The 20,211-nt window shown below is 75.4% G+C and carries 1 protein-coding gene; it reads right to left on the reverse strand.

Translation table 11 applies throughout. The features are described from left to right. Positions 1-192: 192 nt before the first annotated feature. On the reverse strand, positions 193-20,205 hold the full coding sequence (locus ACQP17_RS01870) for a non-ribosomal peptide synthase/polyketide synthase (protein ID WP_433854607.1): 20,013 nt from the start codon (positions 20,203-20,205) through the stop codon (positions 193-195). Between the last annotated feature and the right edge of the window lie 6 nt (positions 20,206-20,211).

Raw genomic sequence — 20,211 nt, forward strand, 5'->3', positions numbered from 1 at the left:
CACGGGCGCGCAACGGGTGGTTGCCGCGCTCGTGCAAGGCACCGGGCGTCTCATCGTGCGGCCGCGCGGCCAGGGCCGGTTCGCCGGGTGCGCGATCGACGACGTTCTGGGGGTCTCCGGCAGCCGGTGCACGAAGACGGGTGCGGGAGACCGGCGGGCGGCGCGAGGGGCAGCCCGCCGGCCTCCCCCGGGTCACACGCTGTCCCGGGCATGCCGGGCGATCTGACGGAGCGCTTCGGCGAAGTCCTCGGCGACCGCTGCCACGGTCGCCTCGTCGTGGACGCCGGGGCGGTAGTGCCAGGTGAAGGCGAGTCGGCCGTCCTGCACGGCGCCGACCGCCTCCAGCAGATGGGAGCCACCGTCGCGCGGATCGTGGTCCTGGCCGAAGGAACCGTGCTCGGCGCGGACGAGTCCGCCGCCGGACCCGTCCGACCGGGCATCCCACTGGCCGAGGTAGTTGAACACGACCTGCCCGCGGCCGGTGCGCTCCAGCCGCTCGCGCACCTCGGCGGGGCCGTGGGTGCGCAGGGCGCCGAAGCCCAGGCCGTTGCCGGGCACGGCGCGCAGCTGCCGCCGGACCGACTTGACCAGGGCCCGCCAGTCCCGTGCCGGACCGAGGTCGTCGCGGTCGGACACCGTGAGGCCCACCGGGTAGACGGTGGTGAACCAGCCGACCGTGCGGGAGAGGTCCACGCCCTCCAGGAGGTCCTCACGGCCGTGTCCTTCCAGGTCCACGCAGACCCGGTCGCGGCCGGTCCAGCGGGCCAGCGCCAGGGCCAGCGCGGCCAGCAGCACGTCGTTGATGCGGGTGCGGTAGGCGGTGGGGGCCGCGCGCAGCAGCGCGGTGGTGTCCGCCTCGTCCAGCGTCACGGTCACCGTGCGGGCCTGCGCGGCGGGCGCGGCGCCATCGTGGTCGACCGGGATCGGGGCGGGGGCCACCGCGTCCTGCCAGTACGGCAGTTCGTGGTCCAGGCCGCCTTCGGCGACGTAGGCGGCGAGGCCCCGTGACCAGTCCCGGAAGGCGGTGGTGCGCTCACCGAGGGACACGGTCGTGCCCGCTACGGCCTGCTGGTAGGCGGTCTCCAGGTCGTCCTGGAGGATGCGCCAGGAGACACCGTCGATGACCAGGTGGTGGGCCACCAGGAACAGGAAGGCGGGGCGGTCCGGGCCGCCGGTGAAGAGCGCCGCCCGCAGCAGGGGGCCCCGGGCGATGTCGAAGCCCGCGTGGAGGCCGTCGGCGGCCTTCTCCATGGCCGCGTCGGCCGCCTCGGGCGGCAGACCGGTCAGGTCGTGGCGGGTCAGCACGCCCGGGTCGGCGGCCGGCGGCGGGTTGTGCTGGCGCCGGTGGCCGTCATCCTCGGTGAAGCACATCCGCAGCGCGTCATGGTAGGTCAGCAGCGCGGCCAGGGCGGTCTGCAGAGCCGGGACATCGGGCACGCCGTCGAGTTCGAGGAGCACCGACTGGTTGAAGTGGTGGGGGTTGGCCCGGGGGGTGGCGAAGAACCAGTCCTGGATGGGGGTGAGCGGCAGGTCGCCGGTCACCGGGCCGTGGTCGGCGCGCTCGGGTTCGGTGGTGACCACGGTCGCCAGCGTGGCCACCGTCTGGTGGGTGAACAAGTCCTTGGTGGCCAGGTGCAGTCCGGCCCGGCGCAGCCGGGAGACCACCTGCATGCTGAGGATCGAGTCACCGCCGAGGTCGAAGAAGTTGTCGTCGGCCCCCACGCCGTCGAGGCCGAGGACATCGGCCCAGATCTGGGCGATCCGGCGTTCGGTGTCGGTGCGCGGGGCGACATGGGGGGCGGTGGAGCCGGACACCGGCTCGGGGTCGGGCAGGGCGCGCCGGTCGGTCTTTCCGTTGGGGGTGAGCGGGAGGGCGGCCAGCGGGACGAACACCGACGGCACCATGTGCGGCGGGAGGCTCGCGGCCAGGAAGTCGCGCAGCGCAGGGACGGGCAGCGGCTCCGCCGTCCCGGCGGCCGGGACGACGTAGGCGACCAGGCGGGCGGGGCCGGCCGGGCCGGTGGCGCGGACGGCGACCACGGCGTCGCGCACCTGCGGGCTGCGCCGCAGTGCGCTCTCGATCTCGCCGGGCTCGATCCGGAAGCCGCGCACCTTGACCTGGTCGTCGGCGCGTCCGGCGTAGCGCAGTTCGCCGTCGGCGCCCCAGCGCACCAGGTCGCCGGTGCGGTACATCCGGCTGCCCGGGGCGGCGAACGGGTCGGCGACGAAGCGGGCCGCGGTCAGGCCCGGGCGGGCCAGATAGCCGCGGGCGAGTCCGGCGCCGGCCACGTACAACTCACCGGTCACCCCGACGGGTACCGGGCGCAGAGCCGCGTCCAGGACGTAGGCCCGCGTGTTGTCGACGGGGCGGCCGATGGAGGGTGCGCCGGCCTCGGGGGTCAGCGGGCCGGTCCAGGTGGCGACCACGGTGGCCTCGGTGGGGCCATAGGAGTTGATCATGCGGCGGCCCGGGGCCCAGCGCTCCACCAGATCGGCGGGGCAGGCCTCGGCGCCGACGATCAGGGTGCGCAGGCCGGGCAGGTCGCCGGCGGTCTCGGGCGGCACGGTGGCCAGTGCCGCGGGCGGGATCAGGGTATGGGTGATGCGCCGTTCGGCGAGCACCCGGGCGAGGCGTTCGCCGAGCAGCGGTCCCTCCTCCCCCGCGATCAGGGTCGCCCCCGCGAGCAGCGAGATGCTCAGCTCCAGGAAGGAGGCGTCGAAGCTGGGCGAGGCGAACTGCAGGACGCGGTCGCCGGGCCGGACGTCGTAGCGGGCCGCGGCGGCCGAGACGAAGCCGGCCAGTCCGGCGTGGGTGACGACCACCGCCTTGGGGGTGCCGGTCGAGCCGGAGGTGTAGATGACGTAGGCGGGGTGGCCGGTGTCCAGCGGTGCACGGCGGTCCCGGTCGGTGGGTGCCGTATCGGGGCCGTCGGTGCTCCAGACGGCCTGCGGGTCGTCGAGGACGACGGCCGCCGCGGAGTCGCGGACCATGAAGTCCCGCCGCTCGGCGGGGTAGGCCGGGTCCACGGGCAGGAACGCGCCGCCGGCCTTGGCCACGGCCAGCTGTGCCACGGTCATCTCCGCCGAGCGGGGCAGCGCCAGGGCCACCAGGCTCTCGGGGCCGACGCCCCGGCCGATCAGCCGGTGGGCCAGTCGGTTGGCCGCGCGCTCCACCTCGGCGAAGGTCAGCTCGCGTGCGCCCTGGACGAGCGCCACCGCGTCGGGCGTCCGGTCGGCCTGCCGCCGGAACAGCTCGGGCAGGGTGGCCGGGGGCACCGGGCGGACGGCGCCCTGCCCCTCGGTGAGCACGCGCCGCAGGGTGTCAGGGGGTGCCAGCGGCAGGGCGCCGAGCGGACGGTGGGGGTCGTCGGCGATGCCGGTCAGCAGGGTGGTGAGCTGGTCGGCCATCCGCTGGGCGGTGTCGGGGTCGAAGAGGTCGGTGTTGTAGGTGAGCAGACCGTGGAGGGCGCCGGAGTCCGTCTCGGCGAATTCCAGGGTGAGGTCGAACGCGGCGTCGTCGCGGTCCGCCTCGATGTCGCTCACCTGGAGACCGGGCAGGTCCATCGCCTCGCCGGGCGCGTTCTGGAGCACCACCATGGCCTGGAAGAGCGGGGTGCGGCTGGTGTCGCGGGCGGGCTGGACCTCGTCCACCACCCGCTCGAACGGCACGTCCTGGTGCGCGAAGGCGTCCAGCACGGTGGTGCGGACGTCCGCGAGGAACGCGGGGAAGTCCTGGGCGGCATCGACCGTGGAGCGCAGGACCAGGGTGTTGACGAAGAAGCCGATCAGCCGCTGGGTCTCGGCGCGGTCGCGGCCCGAGGTGACGGTGCCGACCGCGATGTCCTGCTGTCCGGACAGCCGCGCGAAGAGCGTCTGGGCCGCGGCGAGAAGCGTCATGAACAGGGTGGTGCGCCGGGAGCGGCCGAACTCCCGCAACCGGTCGGCGGTCTCCGGCGGCAGGACCAGGCCCGTGGTCGCGCCGTTTCTGCTCTGCACGGCCGGGCGCGGCCGGTCGGCGGGCAGCTGGAGGGGTTCGGCGCCGGTCAACCGCTGCTTCCAGTAGTGGAGTTGACTGTCGGCCGCCGGGCCGGTGCGGGCGGTCCGCTGCCAGTGCGCGACATCGGCGTACTGCACCGGCAGCGGGGGCAGCGCGTCGGGTGTGCCGTCCAGCGCGGCCCGGTAGAGGTGGGCGAGGTCGCCGGTGAGGACGCCGGTCGACCAGCCGTCGGTGATGATGTGATGGAGCGTCAGGGTCAGGACGTGGTGGTCGGCGGCGAGCCGGACCAGTCCGGCGCGCAGCAGGGGGCCGACGCGCAGGTCGAAGGGGCGGGTGCGCTCCTCGGTCAGCAGCCGCTCCAGGGCGGCCGGGCGGTCGGCGGCGGGCAGTGCGGTCAGGTCGTGCAGCGGCAGGGGCACCTGTGCCGGGGCGTGCACGATCTGGACGCCCTGGCCTTCCACGCTGTCGAAGGTGGTCCGCAGCGACTCGTGCCGGGCCACCAGCGCCGTCAGGGCGGCGGCGAGCGCGGCGGCATCGAGCCGGCCGCGCAGCCGCAGGGCGAGCGGGGTGATGTACTCGGTGCTCTCCGGGGTGAACGCGTCGAGGAACCACAGGCGTTGCTGGGCGAAGGACAGCGGCAGCGGGGTGCTCCGGTCCACGGGGAGCAGAGCGCCGCCGTCCTCGGCGGGGGCGTCCCCCGCGGTGAGCAGCGCGGCGAGGGCGGCCGGGGTCGGGTGGGTGAAGACGGCCCGCGGGGTCAGCTCGGTGCCGAAGGCCTCCGCCAGCCGGGACGTGAGCCGGATGCTCAGGATGGAGTCGCCGCCCAGCGCGAAGAAGTCGTCCTCCACCCCGACCCGTGCCAGGCCGAGGACCTCGGCCCAGATCTCGGCGGTGCGGCGTTCGGCCTCGGTGCGCGGGGCGACCTGTTCCGGACGGTCCGTGGCGTCGGTGGGGGCCGGCAGCGCCGAGCGGTCCACCTTGCCGTTGGTGCTCAGCGGCAGCGCGGTCAGCGGCACGAACGCCGTCGGGACGAGGTAGTCGGGCAGGGTGCCGCGGGCGTGCTCGCGCAGCTCCTGGAGGTCGAGCCCCTCGTGGCCGACCACGTAGGCGACCAGGTGACGGACTCCGGGCCGGTCCTCGCGGGCCACGACGGCGAGGTCCGTGACGCCCGGGTGGGCGGCGAGTGCCGCTTCCACCTCGCCGGGCTCGACCCGGAAGCCGCGGATCTTGACCTGATCGTCGGCGCGGCCGAGGAACTCCACGGTGCCGTCGGGGCGTCGGCGGGCGAGGTCGCCGGTGCGGTACATCCGGGCGCCGGGGGGTCCGGACGGGTCCGCGACGAAGCGGTCCGCGGTGGCTCCGGCGCGGCCGAGGTAGCCGCGGGCCACACCCTCGCCGGCCAGGAAGAGTTCGCCCGCGGTGCCCGGCGGGACCGGACGCATCCGGGCGTCGAGGACGTGCACGCGCATGTCGTCCAGCGGGTGGCCGATGGGGACCGTGGCGGGTACCGCGGCGGCGTCGGTCATGGCGAAGGACGTGGCGAAGGTCGTGGTCTCGGTCGGGCCGTAGCCGTCCACCACGCTCAGGCCGGGGCAGGCGGTCAGCACCCGGCGCACGGCGGCGGCCGGTACCACGTCACCGCCGGTCCACACCTGGCGCAGCCCCGCGAAGCAGTCCGGCGCGTCCTGGGACAGCAGCCGGAACAGCCCGGCCGTCAGCCACAGCGCCGTCAGCTCTCCCCCGGCGGCCAGCCGCCGCAGGAGCGGGGCGTCCACCGGCCCGGGCGGCGCGACCACGATCCGGCCGCCGTTCAGCAGCGGCGCCCAGACCTCGAAGGTCGAGGCGTCGAAGGCCACCGGCGAGTGCAGCAGCACCCGGGCGAAGTCGGGTCCGGTGAACCGGCTGTCGGTGGCCAGCGCCGCCACGTCGCGGTGGCGCACCCCGACCGGCTTGGGGGTGCCGGTCGAGCCGGACGTGAACATCACGTACGCCAGCCGGTCCGGGTCGGCGGGCGGCAGTGGCCGCTCCCCGACCGGGTCGTCGGTGCGGGCCGCGGTGACGTCCTCGGTGGTGAGCCGTGCCACCACCGCCGCCTGGTCGAGCAGCATCCGGCGGCGTTCCGCGGGCGCCCGGCCGTCCACGGGCAGATAGGCGCCGCCCGCCTTGAGCACGGCCAGCTGGGCGACCACGAGCGCGGCCGAGCGGTCCATGAGCAGGGCGACCCGGTCCTCGGCGGCCAGGCCGCCGGCGAGCAGCCGGTGGGCCACCCGGTCCGACCAGTCGGCGAGCTGACGGTAGGTCAGTGGAGTGCCGTCGTGGTCGGTGAGGGCGGGTGCGTCCGGGGTGCGGAGCGCCTGTGCGGCGAAGCGCTCCACGGGGGAGCCGCCCGGGACCCGGCGCGCGGGGGTGTTCCAGCGTCGCAGCACCGCGCGGTCGGCGTCGGTGAGCAGTTCGAGGTCGTCCAGGGACCCGTCGGCGCCGTCGGCGACCGCGGTCAGCAGGGTCTCCAGACGGCCGGCGGCCCGCTCCACCGTCGACCGGTCGAACAGCGCCCCGTCGTAGGCGAGGTCGAAGCCGAGGCGGTCGGCGAGGTAGGCGCGCAGGCACAGCGGGAAGGTGGTGGCGTCCTCGGCGCGCACGTCCTGGATGCGGATGCCCGCACCGGTGGCGGCCGCCTCGTCGAAGGGGTAGTTCTCGAAGACCACCATGCTGTCGAACAGCGCCTCGCCCGGCGGGAGTTCGCCGAGGGACCGGATGCGGGCGAGCGAGACGAAGTCGAAGCGCCGCGAGTCGCTCTGCTGCTCCTGCAGGCCGCGCAGCCAGGGCAGCACGCCCTGGGCCCCGTCGAGCACGGCGCGGGTGGGGACGGTGTTGATGAACATGCCGACCATGGCCTCCACGCCCGGCAGTTCGGCCGGGCGGCCGGAGACGGTGGTGCCGAACACCACGTCCTGGCGGCCGCTGTAGCGGGCCAGCAGCAGCGCCCAGGCGCCCTGGACCACGGTGTTGACGGTCAGTCCGCTGCGCCGGGCCGTCTCGCGCAGCCGCTCGGAGACCTCGGGGCTCAGCTCCAGGTGCACCAGGTCGCCGGAGCGGGCCCGGTGCGCCTCGACGGGCTGCCGGTCGTAGGGCAGCGGGGTGCGGGCGGTGAACCCGGCGAGGGTGTCCCGCCAGTGCCGCTCGGCCTCCTCCTGGTCCTGGCCGGCCAGCCACTGGAGGAAGTCCCGGAACGGGCGGCGGGCCGGCGGCCGGACGGTGCGGCCCTCGACGGCCGCCGCGTACTGCGTGCACACGTCGGCGAAGAGCTGGCCGGTGCTCCAGCCGTCGAGCATCAGGTGGTGCGAGGACCACACCAGCACGATCTCGTCTCCGGGGAGCGCCGCCACCGCGATCCGGCTCAGCGGCGCGCGGGTCACGTCCAGGCCGCCCGCCCGGTCCTCGGCGAGCAGCTCGCGCAGCGCGCGGTCGCGGGCGTCGGGGGTCAGGTTCCGCCAGTCGTGGTGGGTGACGGGCAGGACGGCGTGCCGGTGCACGACCTGGACCGGGTCGGGCAGGCCCTGCCAGTGGACGCTGCTGCGCAGCGCCGGGGTGTGGTCGGCGACGGTCTGCCAGGCCGCGGCGAACGCCCGCGGGTCGGCGACTCCGGCGATCCGCAGGGCGATCTGGTCGAAGTAGGCGCCCGCGTCGTCGACCAGCCCGTGGAAGAGCATGCCGGCCTGCAGCGGGGTGAGCGGGTGGATGTCCGCCACGTGCCGGCCGTCGCCCGCGACCAGGTCCACCTGGTGCTGGTCGAGCCCGGCGAGCGGGAAGTCGGACGGGGTGCGGCCGCCGGTGTCCGGGCGGGCGCAGTGCGCGACGATCTCGGTGAGCGCGGCGAGGGTGTCCTCGGCGAGGCGGCGCACGGTGGACTCGTCGTAGCGTGCGGGCGGGTAGGTCCAGCCGAGTTCGAGCCGGCCGTCCTGGACGACGCCCGTCACGTCGAGCAGGTAGGTGCGCTCCTCGCCGGGGTCGGTGTCCGCTCCGGCGGGCGGCAGGGCGGCGCGGTAGAGCCCGTCGCCGGCCGGCCCGTCGCCCGCGGAGATGTCCCACTGGCCGTGGTAGTTGAAGCCGATCTGCGGGGACGGCGCGCCGGGCAGGGTGCCCGGCCGGGCGAGGTGGCGCAGCGCGCCGTAGCTCAGGCCCTTCAGCGGTACCGCGCGCAGCTGTTCCTTGACGGACCGCACGGTCTCGCGCCAGTCGGCGTCCGGGGCGACGGTCAGGGCGAGCGGGAACTCGGCGGTGAACCAGCCGACGGTCCGCGAGAGGTCCAGGTCGTCGAAGAGGTCCTCGCGGCCGTGGCCCTCGACGCCCAGGAGCACGGTGTCCCGGCCGTTCCAGCGGGCCAGGGTGCGGCCGAGGGCGCTCAGCAGGACGTCGTTGACCTGGGTGCGGTAGACGTCCGGGACCCGGCGCAGCAGGGCGTCGGTCTCGGCACGGCCCAGGCTCACGGTGAGCGTGGCGGCCTCGCCGTGGGTGTTGGCACCCTCCCGGTCGGTGGGCAGGCCGGCGGGTGCCGCGCAGACGTCGGTCCAGTACGCCAGGTCGCCGTCCAGGGCGCCGGAGCGGGTGTGCTGGGCGAGGCGGGCGGCCCAGTGTCCGTAGCCGGTGCTCGCCGGGGGCAGGCCGGCCGGACGCCCGGCGGCGGTGTTGCGGTAGGCGGTCTCCAGGTCGCCCAGCAGGATGCGCCAGGACACTCCGTCGACCGTCAAGTGGTGGACCGTGAGCAGGAGTTGGGACGTGCGGTCGGGTCCGCGGTCGAAGTACAGGACCTGTACGACGCGGCCCTCGGTGACGTCGAGGGAGGCCTGGGCCGCGGCGGCGGCGCGCTGGACGGCCTCCTCCTGGTCCGCCTCGCCGAGGCCGGTCAGGTCGTGGCGGGCGAAGACGTCGCCGGGGGCGGCGGGCAGCACCTCCTGGTGCCAGGCGCCGTCCGTGCGGCGGAAGCGGGTGCGCAGCGCCTCGTGGTGGGCCACCAGGGCGTCGGTGGCCTGCCGCAGCGCCGCCTCCGCGCAGCCGGGGGCCAGCTCCAGGCGGTGGGTCATGGTGAAGCGCAGCGCGTCGCCGGGGCGGCGGCCGTCGAGGTACCAGTGCTGGATGGGGGTGAGCGGGGCCGGTCCGGTGGGGGCCGGGGCGGCCCCGTCGGGCGGCGCGGTCACCGAGCCGGTGCGCAGGGCGAGTTCCGCGATGGTCTGGTGGCGGAAGACGTCCTTGGAGGTGAGGGCGAGTCCGGCCCGGCGGGCCCGGGAGACGATCTGGATGCTGAGGATCGAGTCGCCGCCCAGGGCGAAGAAGTTGTCCTCGACGCCGACGCGGGGGATGCCGAGCACCTCCGCCCAGATGCCGGCGAGGCGGCTCTCGGTGTCGTTGCGCGGGGCCACGTGGTCCGTCGCGGTGTCCGGCTGGGCCGGGGGCTCGGGCAGGGCGCGCCGGTCGGTCTTGCCGCTGCTGGTCCGCGGGACCCGCGCCAGCGCGACGAACGCCGCGGGGACCATGTAGTCGGGCAGGCTGCGGCGCAGATGGACGCGCAGCTCCTCGGCCGGGGGCGTCCGCTCCCCGGCGGGGACCACATAGGCCACCAGCCTTGCCCGGCCGTCGTGTTCCCGCGCGACCACCACGGTGTCGGTGACCTCGGGGTGGGCCAGGAGGGCCGCCTCGATCTCACCGGGCTCGATGCGGAAGCCCCGGATCTTGACCTGTTCGTCGGCGCGGCCCAGGAACTCCAGCAGCCCCCGGTCGTCGTGGCGGGCGCGGTCACCCGTGCGGTACATCCGGGTGCCGGGTGCGCCGAAGGGGTCGGCGAGGAAGCGGCCGGCGGTGAGGCCGGGCCGGCCCAGGTAGCCGCGGGTGACCTGGGCACCGGCGAGGTACAGCTCGCCGGGCACTCCGGCCGGCACCGGCCGCAACTGCCCGTCGAGCACATAGGCGCGCAGGTTGCGGCCCGGCCGGCCGATGACCGGACGCTCGTCGTGGTCGGTGAAGCGGCCGTAGACGGCGTCGACGGTGCACTCGGTGGGGCCGTAGACGTTGTACGCGGTGACGCCGTCGGTCTCCCGCAGCTCCCGCCACAGCGGCGTGCCGACGGCCTCGCCGCCCACCATGACGAGGCGGGGTCGGTGCTCGGGGCGGGTGAACAGGCCCGCGGCCATCAGCTCGTGCAGGAAGGACGGTGTCACGTTCACGCCGTCCAGGCGGTGCGCGACGACCTGGGCGACGAACGCGGCCGGGTCCAGGCGGACGTCCTCGTCGACGAGGTAGACCTGTTGGCCCAGCGCCAGCAGCAGCGGGCCCTCCCACGAGGTGTCGAAGGAGAAGGCGGCGCTCAGCGCGAAGCGCAGCTGTCGTCCGCCGGTGGTGTGCGGTGCGACGAGCCCGGCCCGGTGGTCGTGGACGAGGTTGACCAGCTGACGGTGTTCGACGGCGACGCCCTTGGGCCGACCGGTGGAGCCGGAGGTGTAGTTGACGTAGGCGGTGTGGGCGGCGCACAGCGGCGCGAGGCGGTCGGCGTCGGTGGGGTTGTGGGCGGGCAGTCCGTCGAGGGGCGCCTCGCGCAGCGCGTCGGGCGTCAGGACGGTCTGCGGCGCGGCGTCGTCGAGCAGGAACGCGAGACGCTCCGCGGGCAGTTCCGGGTCGAGGGAGAGCTGGGTGCCGCCCGCCTTGAGGACGGCGAGGAGGGCCACCAGCATGTCGGAGGTGCGCGGCAGCCGGACGGCCACCACCCGCTCCGGTCCGACGCCGAGGCCGATGAGGTGGTGGGCGAGCCGGTTGGCGCGGGTGTTCAGGGTGGCGAAGTCGAGGGTGGCGTCCCGCGCCACCAGGGCCGTGGCGTGCGGGGTCCGGGCCGCCTGCTCCTCGAACAGCGCGACGAAGGTGGTGTCGGGTACGGGCAGTCGCGCGCCCTGCCACTCCTGGAGCACCTGCCGGCGCTCCGCGTCGGTCTGCAGCGGCAGGGCGCCCACGGTCCGTCCGGGGTCGTCCGCGACCGCCTCCAGCAGCAGCCGCAGCCGGCCGGACATCCGCTCGATGGTGGCCGCGTCGAAGAGGTCGGTGTTGTACTCCACGAACGCGGTGAGGCCGCCGTCGCGCTCGACGAAGTCGAAGCCGAGGTCGAAGGTGGCGTTGCGGACCGGCGGCTGGATCGTCTCGACGTCGAGGCCGGGCAGCCGCGGCGCCTCGCCGCCGAGGTTGTGCAGCGCCACCATGACCTGGAACAGGGGGGTGCGGCTGGTGTCGCGCTCCGGCTGGAGGGCGTCGACGAGCCGCTCGAAGGGCACGTCCTGGTGGGCGAAGGCGTCCAGGACGGTGCCGCGCACGTCCGCGAGCAGCGCGCTGAACGGCCGGTCGGCGGGCACGCTGCTGCGCAGCACCAGGGTGTTCACGAACATCCCGGTCAGGTGCTCCAGTTCGGGGCGCTCCCGTCCGGAGGCGACGGTGCCGACCGTGATGTCCTCCTGGCCGGCCCAGCGGGCGAGGAGGACCTTGCAGGCCGCGAGCAGCGTCATGTACAGGGTGGCGTCGGCGCCGCGGCCGGTCTCCCGCAGCCGCTCGGTCAGCCCGGCGGGCAGCGAGAACTCCCGCAGCGCGCCGTTCTTGGTGCGCACGGCGGGGCGCGGCCGGTCGGTGGGCAGTTCCAGCGGGGCCACGTCAGCCAACTGCTGCGTCCAGTAAGTGAGTTGTTCCTCTGCCTCGGCGGTGCGGGCGCGCTGCCAGACCGCGTAGTCGGCGTACTGGACGGGCAGCGGGGGCAGGTCGGGCCGGCGGTCGTCCAGGGCCGCCGCGTACAGCTCGCCCAGGTCCCGGCCGAGCACGGCGGTGGACCAGCCGTCGGTGACGATGTGGTGCATGGCCAGGGTCAGCACGTGCTCGTCGCCGTCGAGGCGGATCAGCCGGGTGCGCAGCAGCGGTCCGGTGCCCAGGTCGAAGGGGGTCGCGCCCTCGCGTGCCAGCAGCGCGTCGAGCGCGGCGCCGCGGGCCTGCGGCGAAGTGGCCGACAGGTCGTCCAGCGGAAGGTCCACCGGGGCGGGGGCGTGCACCTGCTGGTGGGCGCGGCCGTCCTGTTCGGCGAAGGTGGTGCGCAGCGGTTCGTGCCGGGCCACCAGGGCGTCCAGGGCGGTGCGCAGGGCGGCCTCGTCGAGGCTGCCGCGCAGCCGCAGGACGAAGAAGGTCAGGTACTCGGTGCTGTCCGGCTCGAAGCGGTCCAGGAACCACAGGCGCTGCTGGGCGTAGGACAGCGGCACCTCGGCGGTGCGGTCGGCCACCGCAATTCCGGCGGCCGGCGCCGGGTGGTCCGCCGCCGGAGCGGGCAGGGCGGCGGCGAGCGCGGCCAGCGTGGGGCAGGTGAACAGCAGGCGGGGCGAGACCTCGGCGCCGAGGGCGGCGCGCAGCCGGGAGGTGACGCGGATGGCGAGGATCGAATCGCCGCCCAGCGCGAAGAAGTTGTCCTCCGCACCCGCCTCCCCGGCCTCCAGCACCTCGGCCCACACCCGGGCGACCAGGCGTTCGGCCTCGGTGCGCGGGGCGGTGCGGTCCTCACCGGCGGCGTAACCGTCGCGGCCGGGGGCGGGCAGCGCCCGGCGGTCCAGCTTGCCGTTGACGGTCAGCGGCAGCGCGTCCAGGGGGACATAGGCGGCCGGCACCATGTGCGAGGGGAGGGTGCGCTCCAGGTGGGCACGGAGCGCGGCGGCGGGCGGCGGGGCGTCCTGGCCGGTGCCCACGACGTGGGCGACCAGCCGCTTCACGCCGGGGGTGTCCTCGCGGACGTCGACCACGGCGGCGCCGATGCCGGGGTGAGCGTGCAACGCGGCCTCGATCTCGCCGAGTTCGATGCGGAAGCCGCGGATCTTGACCTGCTGGTCGGCCCGGCCGAGGTACTCCAGGGTGCCGTCGGGCCGCCACCGCGCGCGGTCACCGGTGCGGTACATCCGGGTGCCGGGCGCGCCGAAGGGGTTGGCGACGAAACGGGCGGCGGTCAGGCCGGGGCGGTGCAGGTAGCCGCGGGCCAGCCCCTCCCCCGCGACGTACAACTCGCCGACGGCGCCGTGCGGCACCGGGGCGAGGTCGCCGTCCAGGACGTGGACGCGCAGGTCGGGGATGCCGGAGCCGATGGTGCCGGCGGTGGCCCCGGTCACCGTGGCGCGGTCGAGCGGGGCGTAGGAGACATGCACGGTGGTCTCGGTGATGCCGTACATGTTGACCAGGACGGGTGCGGTGTCGGGGTGGCGCGTGTACCAGTCGGTCAGCCGTGCCAGGTCCAGCGCCTCGCCGCCGAAGATCACCGTCCGCAGGGCCAGGCGCGCGCCGGTGGCGGGGTCTTCGGCGTCCGCGCGCATCAGGGGGTGGAACGCGGAGGGCGTCTGGTTGAGGACCGTGACCCCTTCGTCCGCCAGCAGACGCAGGAACTCCCCGGGGGCCCGGGCGGTGTGGTGCGGGACGACGACGAGCCGGCCGCCGTGCAGCAGCGCGCCCCAGATCTCCCAGACGGAGAAGTCGAAGGCGTAGGAGTGGAAGAGCGTCCACACGTCGTGCTCGTCGAAGGTGAACCACTGGCGGGTGCGGGAGAACAGCCGGACCACGTTGGCGTGCGGGACCACCACGCCCTTGGGCAGGCCGGTGGAGCCCGAGGTGTAGATGACGTAGGCGGGGGTCTCCGGCAGTGGGCGGCGGGCCGTCTGCGGGCCGGTGGCCGGGCGTCCGGCCAGGTCGTCGCGGACCGCGGGGTCGTCGAGCAGCAGCCGGGGGGCGGTGGTGTCGGTGAGCCGGCCGGCCACGGCGGCGGTGGTCACCAGCAGGGCCGGGTCGGCATCGGTGAGCAGGTGGGCGATGCGGGCGCCGGGCAGCTCGGGGTCGACGGGGAGGTAGGCGGCGCCGGTCTTCAGCACCGCCACGATCGCGACGAGCAGCTCCGCCGAGCGGGGCAGGGCGAGCGCCACGAAGCGCTCGGGGCCGGCTCCGTACTCGGCCAGCCGGTGGGCCAGCCGGCCCGCCCGTGCGTCGAGTTCGGCGTAGGACAGGGCGGTGCCCTCGCAGGTCACGGCGGTGGCGTCGGGGGTGCGGGCGGCCTGCGCCTCGAAGAGGTCCACCAGGGTCTCGGCGGGCCGGCCGTGCTCGGTGCCGTTCCAGTCGACCAGCATCCGCCGGCGTTCCCCGGCGGTCGTCCACGCCAGGTCGCGCAGCGGGCGGTCCGTGCCGTCGGCCAGCTCCGTGAGCAGCAGACACAGCCGGTCGGCGAGCGTGCGGACGGTGGCGGCGTCGAAGAGGTCGGGGTCGTAGGCGAGGTCGAAGCCGAGGCGGTCGCTGTGGTGGGCGCGCAGCACCAGCGGGAAGTTGGTCGCGTCCCGGGAGGTGACCTGCGCCAGGCGTACCCCGGCGCCGGAGGTCCGGGCCTCGTCGAAGGGGTAGTTCTCGAAGGCGACCATGCTGTCGAACAGGGCGGTGCCGGCCGGTACGTCGCTGAACGAGGTGAGCTGCGCCAGCGAGACGGCCTCGAAGCGCCGGGACTCGGACTGGGCGTCCTGCAGTTCGCGCAGCCAGGCGGCGGCGGTGCGCCGTCCGTCGACCCGTACCCGGGTGGGCAGGGTGTTGATGAACATTCCCACCATCGACTCGACACCGGGCAGGGTGTCCGGGCGGCCGGAGACGGTGGTGCCGAACACCACGTCCGGCTCACCGCTGTAGCGGGCCAGCAGCAGTGCCCAGGCGCCCTGGACCACCGTGTTGAGGGTGAGTCCGCCGCGCCGGGCGGTGTGCAGCAGCTCCGCGGAGCGCTCGGCGGACAGGCTCACCGCCAGCACCTCGGCGGAGCGGGCCCGGTGGGCCTCGCGGGGCGGGCGGTCGCAGGGCAGCGGCGTCGGGGTGGCGAAGCCGGCGAGGGTGGCGCGCCAGTGCTCCTCGGCCTCGCGGCCGTCGGCGCCGGCCAGCCAGCGGACGTAGTCACCGAAGGGGCGGCGGACCGGCGGCGCCGGTTCGCGACCGGCGACCAGCGCGGCGTACTCCTCGCAGACCTCGGTCAGCACCTGGGCCAGGCTCCAGCCGTCCAGGATCAGATGGTGTGAGGTCCACAGCAGCCGCAGCGCGGAGCCGGGCAGCTGGATCAGGGTGAGCCGCATCAGCGGGGACGTGCCGAGGTCCAGGCCGCGGGCCAGGTCCTCGGCCTGGAGCCGGGCGAGTTCGGCGCTCTGCCGCTCCGCGTCCGCCGTGCGCAGGTCGACGTGGACGACGGGCACGGTCGCCCGGCGGTGCACCACCTGCAGCGGTACGGGCACGCCTTCCCAGACGACCGAGGTGCGCAGCACCGGCGTCCGGTCGGCCACCCGCTGCCAGGCCAGGGCGAACGCCCGCGGGTCGGACACCCCTTCCAGCAGCAGGCAGGCCTGGTCGAGGTAGACGTCGTCCGCGCCGCCCATCAGGCGGTGGAAGAGCATGCCCTCCTGGAGCGGGGTGAGCGGGTAGAGGTCCTCGATGCCGCGGCCGTCGCCGGCCAGCCGGTCCACACCGGCCTGGTCGAGGCGGGCCAGCGGGAAGTCGGAGGGGGTGCGGCCGCCGGCGTCCGGCAGCGCGCAGTGGGTGGCGATCGCGGTCAGGGCGCGGACCGTGCCGTCCGCCAGCTTCTCCACCGTGCGCGCGTCGTGCACCTGGTCGCTGTAGTGCCAGGTGAGTTCCAGGGCGCCGTCGGCCACCACGGCGGAGATGTCCAGCAGGTGGTCGAGGACCTCCCCGTCGGCCAGGTCACGGCCGGGGACCTCGCCGGCGGGGGTGAAGTCGCCGCCGTCCGCGCTGTCCCATTGGCCGTGGTAGTTGAAGCAGACCTGGGGCAGCGGCACCGCGCCGAGGGCGCGGGCGGCCGGGTCCGGCGAGCCGAGGCGGCCGAGCGCCTCGTAGCCGAGACCGCGCCGGGGGACGGCGCGCAGCTGTTCCTTGACCGCCTTGAGCGTGGCGCCCCAGTCCGGCTCGTGCGACGGCCCGGCCGGGGTGAGCGTGACGGGGTACTGGGTGGTGAACCAGCCGACGGTCCGGGACAGATCGGTGGAGTCGCCGGCCGCGGCGGCCGCCTCGTCGGTGTCGTGGAGCTCCTCGCGCCCGTGCCCCTCCAGGGCCATGGTGACCCGGTCACTGCCCGCCCAGTCGGCGAGCACCCGGCCCACCGCGCTGAGCAGCACATCGTTGATCTGGGTCCGGTAGACGCCGGGCACCCGGCGCAGCAGGGCCTCGGTGGTGTCGCGGTCGAGGCGGGTGCGGACGGTGCGGACCGATCCGGCCAGCGGGGTGCCGGGGCGGTCGGCCGGCAGCGGGGTGCGTACCGCCTCGGTCTCGGCCCGCCAGTACGGCAGGTCGTCGTCCAGACCACCGTCCCGGACGTGGCGGGAGAGGGTGGTGGCCCAGGTGGTGAACGGGGTGGTGGCGGGCTCCGGTTGGATCTGCTCGCCGGCGGCCGCCTGGTGGTAGGCGCGCTCCAGGTCGGTGAGCAGGATGCGCCAGGAGACGCTGTCCACGGCGAGGTGATGGACCGTCAGGAAGAGCTGGGGCCGGTCACCGGGGCCGGGCAGGAACAGCGCGGCGCGCAGCAGCGTGCCGGTGGTGAGGTCGAGGGCGGCGCGGGCGGCGTCGGCGGCCGCGGTGCGCGTGGCGTCCCGGGCGGCGCCGGTGGTCCCGGTCAGGTCGTGCCGGGTCAGCAGACCGGGGGCGACGGACGCGCCGGGGTGCTGCTGCCAGGAGTCGCCGGTGCGGACGAACCGGGTGTGCAGCGCCGGATGGTGGGCGGTCACGGCGTGCAGGGCCCGCTCCAGGGCGTCCGCGTCGAGGTCGCGGGGCAGGTCGAGCAGCATCGACATGGTGAAGTGCCGCAGCGGACCGTGGGTGGCGAAGAACCACTCCTGGATGGGGGTGAGCGGGGCCGGGCCGGTGTCCTCGGGCTGCCGCTGCGCGGGCAGCGGGGCGCTGCGCCGGTCCACGGCGGCGGCCAGTTCGGCGACGGTCTGGTGCTGGAAGACGTCCCGGCTGGTCAGGTGCAGTCCGGCGGCGCGGGCCCGGGAGACCGCCTGGATGCTGAGGATCGAATCGCCGCCCAGCTCGAAGAAGTTGTCGCCGACGCCGACCTTCGCGAGGCCGAGCACCGCGGACCAGATGTCGGCCAGGGTCCGTTCGGCGGGGGTGCGCGGGGCCACGAACTCCTGTGCGCGGGGCGCCGCGTCGAGGTCGGGGGCGGGCAGCGCGCGGCGGTCCAGCTTGCCGCTGCTGTTCAGCGGCAGGACGTCGAGGACGACGAGGGCGGCGGGGACCATGTGGCCGGGCAGCGTGCGCCGGAGGGCGGCCCGCAGCTCGGCGGCGTCGGGCGGCCCGTCCAGGGCGGCGGGGGTCACATAGGCGGCGAGCCGGGCGTGGCCGTGCATGTCGTCCACGGCGACGACGGCCGCCCCGGCGACGGTCGGCAGGGCCAGCAGGGCCGCCTCGATCTCGCCGGGTTCGATGCGGAAGCCGCGGATCTTGACCTGGTCGTCGGCGCGGCCGAGGTAGTCCAGCTGTCCGTCGGCGGTCCAGCGGGCGAGGTCGCCGGTGCGGTACATCCGGCTGCCGGGGGGACCGTAGGGGTCCGCCACGAAGCGGGCGGCGGTCAGGCCCGGGCGGTGGAGGTAGCCGCGCGCGAGCTGGTCGCCGGCGAGGTAGAGCTCTCCGCCGACGCCGGGCGGCACCGGCTGGAGCCGGTGGTCGAGGACATGGGCGCGGACGTTGGCCAGCGGCCGTCCCACCAGGGGCCGTCCGGTGCCCTCGATGCGGCAGGCCAGCGCGTCGACGGTGCACTCGGTGGGCCCGTAGAAGTTGTACGCGGCGACCTCGGGAAGCTCGCCCAGTTCCCGCCACAGCGCGGAGCCGACCGCCTCGCCGCCCAGCATCAGCAGCCGGGGGTGGTGGCGGGTGTCGGTGAGCAGCCCGGCCGGCAGCAGCTGGCGCAGGTAGGAGGGGGTCAGGTCGAGGAAGTCGATGCGGTGGGTGACGACGTACTCGACCAGGGCGGCCGGGTCGAGGCGGGTCGCCTCGTCGACCAGGTGCAGCCGGTGGCCGTCGGCCATCAGCAGCACGCCCTCCAGCGAGGTGTCGAAGGAGAACGACGCGGTCAGGGCGACCCGCAGCGGGCCGCCACCCGCCGCGGCGACGAAGCCGTCGCGGTGGCCGGCGAGCAGGTTCATCAGGGACCGGTGGGCCACGGCGACGCCCTTGGGGCGGCCGGTGGAGCCGGAGGTGTAGATGACGTAGGCGGTGTGCTCGGGCAGCAGCGGGGCGCGGCGGTCGGCGTCGGTGGGGTCGGTCGCGGGCGCCGAGGCGGGCACCTCGCGCAGCGCGGCCTCGTCGAGCACCAGCAGCGGCCGGGCGTCGGTCAGCAGGAACTCCAGCCGGTCCGCGGGGAGTTCGGGGTCGACCGGCAGGTATCCGGCGCCGGACTTGAGGACGGCGAGGATCGCCACGACCATGTCCGCGGTGCGCGGCAGCCGCAGCGCGACGAGCTGCTCGGGGCCCGCGCCGCGGCCGATGAGGTGGTGGGCCAGCCGGTTGGCGCGGGCGTTGAGCGTGGCGTGGTCGAGGGTGATGTCCCCGGCGACCAGTGCCGTGGCCTCGGGGGTGGCGGCCGCCCGTGCCTGGAACACCTCGGGGTAGGTGGTGGGCTCCACGAGCAGCGCGGTGTCGTTCCACTCGGTGGTCAGCCGCTGCCGCTCGCGCGCCGAGAGCAGCGACAGCTCACCCAGCGGGCGGTCCGGCTCGGCGGCCACGCCGTCGAGCAGGAGCAGCAGTTGCTCCGCCATCCGTGCCGCCGTCGAGGCGTCGAACAGATCGGTGCGGTACTCCAGCAGGCCGGTGAGCGCCTCGCCGTCGGGGACGAACTCGACGCTCAGGTCGAAGGTGGCGGCCTGCCGCGGCACGGTGACGTTCTGCGCGGTCAGCCCCCGCAGGCCGGGGGCCGCGGGCGGGGCGGGGTGCAGCAGCACCATGACGTCGAAGAGCGGGTTACGGCCCGCCTGGCGTACCGCCCCCACGGCCTCCACCAGCCGCTCGAAGGGGGTGTCGTCGTGGGCGAAGGCGTCCAGGACGGTGCCGGCGGCGGTATCCAGCAGCTCGCGGTAGGGGCGTGCGGTGTCGACGGGGCAGCGCAGCACGACGGTGTTGACGAAGAAGCCGACCGCGCGCTCCAGTTCGGTGCGCCCGCGGCCGGGGGTCAGCGACCCGACGGCGATGTCGTCCTGCCCCGACCAGCGGGCGAAGAGCGCCTGGCAGGCCGCGATCAGCGCGGTGAACAGGGTGGTGTGCTGCTCGGCCGCCAGCTCCCGCAGCCGGGCCGCGGTGCGCGGCGGGACCCGGAACTCGTGGATCGCGCCGCTTCCGGACTCCGCGCCGCTGCGGTGGCGGTCGAGCGGCAGCTCCAGCGGCGCGGCGTGGTCCAGCTGCTTGGTCCAGTAGGACAGCTGCTCGGCCAGCAGGGCGCCGGTGAGCCGGCCGCGCTGCCAGACGGCGAAGTCCGGGTACTGGGTCGCCACCGGCGCGAGCGCGGGCGTCTCGCCGTGCGCCAGCGCGTCGTAGGACGTGCACAGTTCGTCCAGCAGCACGCCCATGGACCAGCCGTCGGTGACGATGTGGTGCGCGGTGAGCAGCAGGACGTGTTCCCCGTCGGCCAGGCGCACCAGCAGGGCCCGCAGCAGCGGTCCGGTGCGCAGGTCGAACGGGCGGGAGTACTCGGCCTGCAGCAGCGTGTCCAATGAGCCGGGGCCGTCGTTCCCGGGCGCCTCGTGCTGATCATCCGTCAGATCGCGGACCGGCAGCGGCACCGGGGCGGCGGGGCGCACGGTCTGCACGGGGCGGCCGTCGATGTCGTCGAACGTGGTCCGCAGCGCCTCGTGGCGCTCCAGTACGGCGTCCAGCGCCCCGGACAGCGCGGCCCGGTCCAGGCTCCCGGTCAGCCGCAGCGCGACCGCGCTGTTGTAGCGGCAGTCGCCGGGGCGGAGCTGGTCGAGGAACCACAGGCGCTGCTGGGCGAAGGAGAGCGGCAGCGGCTCGGCGCGGTCCGCCCGCGGGATGGCCTCCCGGGCCTTGGCGGCCGCCGGGCCGCCCTTGCCCGCCAGACGGCGGCGCAGCGCTTCCTGGAGTTCCTGCGGCAGGGCCGCGGCGCGGCCCTTCTTCGAAGACGTCATGGGGTC

Source organism: Streptomyces kronopolitis (assembly GCF_050953795.1).
Lineage (GTDB): Bacteria > Actinomycetota > Actinomycetes > Streptomycetales > Streptomycetaceae > Streptomyces > Streptomyces kronopolitis_A.

What these genes read in the sequence shown, in the direction of transcription:
- ACQP17_RS01870 (WP_433854607.1), bottom strand. Translation starts at nt 20,205, where the DNA reads ATGACGTCTTCGAAGAAGGGCCGCGCCGCGGCCCTGCCGCAGGAACTC.